At 71.4% G+C, this 1,421-nt stretch carries 2 protein-coding genes; both read left to right on the top strand.

Features of this window, described 5'->3' with window-relative positions:
* The first annotated feature begins 197 nt into the window (after positions 1-197).
* Positions 198-440: a hypothetical protein gene (locus GGD89_RS19595; protein WP_184049229.1), complete on the top strand. Its 243-nt coding sequence runs from the start codon at positions 198-200 to the stop codon at positions 438-440.
* Between the two features lie 14 nt (positions 441-454).
* Positions 455-1,354, top strand: coding sequence for a hypothetical protein (locus tag GGD89_RS19590; RefSeq protein ID WP_184049226.1), 900 nt, complete (start codon positions 455-457; stop codon positions 1,352-1,354).
* Positions 1,355-1,421 lie beyond the last annotated feature (67 nt).

Here is a 1,421-nt window from a genome sequence, read left to right as displayed (position 1 = left end):
GCCACCGGCGCCGAGGTCCCCGCCGGCCGCGTCGAGGTCGAGTACCGCCGTGCCTGGACGGTGCTGGCGTCCGACCGCCTGCGCGATCCGGACGACAGTCCGGAGCGCCTGGCCTATCGCGACCTGGTCTCCAGCGAGTACCGGCTGGCGGCCGCCGATTTGGAGGCCGTCAGACGCGCTGGCTCCACCACCGCACGGTGGCGCGCGCCACCGTGCTGGCCGACCCGGCGCACGCGGCGCTGCGCTGCGCCGGCCTGGAGGCGCTGTTCGGCCGCCCCCGCCGCGCCTGGCGGCTGGGCCTCACCCGCGACGCGGCGCGCGGCCTGGACCTGGGCACCTGCGTGGACCTGTCGGCCGTCCCCCGCCTGGGGATGACGCGCGCCTGGGTGGTGGGCCTGCGCCGCGAGCGCGCCGCCGCCGAGATCACGGTGTGGGGATGATGATGGGAGACCAGATGGCAGACCAGATCGACACGTCCCGCAATCTGCTGATTGTGTGGGATAATCGCGCTGACGATCCGCACGGCGCCGGCACGGCGGCCACCCTCTCCGGCGGCGCCTGGATCGCCGTCCGGCCGCTCGCCCATCTGCTGGACCCCCGCCTGATGAGGGTCGCCCAGTCGGCCAGCACCGACCCGGCCGCCACCCGCTTCACCGTCGATTATGGCGCCGCCACAGACCTGCGGGTGGGAGCCATCATCAACAGCAACATCCGCCCCCTGGGCACGGTGCGCCGCACCATCAGCGAGGATCCGGGCGATACCGAGCGCCTGCACGACAGCGGCGAAAGAGACTACAGCCCGGCCGTCACCAATCCGTGGCTCCTGCCCCGTGCCGACCCGGCCTTCGGTCACGGCCGGATTCCCAGCCGCGAGCGTCGCCAGTACCGGCTGCCCTGGCATGACGTGGCGCCGGGACCGGTGCTGGCCCGCTACGAGCATTGGTACATTGCCGACGAGGGCAATCCCGACGGCCATGTCTGGCTCTCCCGCCTGTGGACCGGGGTGGGCTGGCAAACCACGGTGCCCGTCGAGTTCGGCGCCTCCTGGGGCTGGGAGGACCCGACGGATATCACGGCGACCCTCTCCGGCCGCGCCGACGCGGATGTGCGGCCGCGCCAAAGGATCATGGACATGTCGATCCACGGCCTGCCGGAGATCGAGGCCATGCGCCAGTACGACGCCATCGGGCGCCTGGGGCTCTCGGGCCAACTCTACGTGGCCTGGGACCCCACGGAGGTGATGCACCGCCATCGCCGCTCCGGCCTGTGCCGCATGCAGGCGCTGAACCCGGTCGAACTGGCGCAGCAGGACTGGGTGGGTGGCGCCTTCAAATTCATCGAAGAGGTAGCGTAATGGCCCAGTTCCAGATCCACGGCCTGACCTTCGACAGCGCCGACTTCTACAGCGATTTCAAGCTGGT

It is taken from the genome of Roseospira visakhapatnamensis (genome assembly GCF_014197915.1).
GTDB classification, from domain to species: Bacteria; Pseudomonadota; Alphaproteobacteria; order Rhodospirillales; family Rhodospirillaceae; genus Rhodospira; species Rhodospira visakhapatnamensis.
Note: the sequence above shows the minus strand (reverse complement) of the source record. Positions and strands in the feature narration are given on the sequence as shown.

What these genes read in the sequence shown, in the direction of transcription:
- GGD89_RS19590 (WP_184049226.1), top strand. Translation starts at nt 455, where the DNA reads ATGGCAGACCAGATCGACACGTCCCGCAATCTGCTGATTGTGTGGGAT.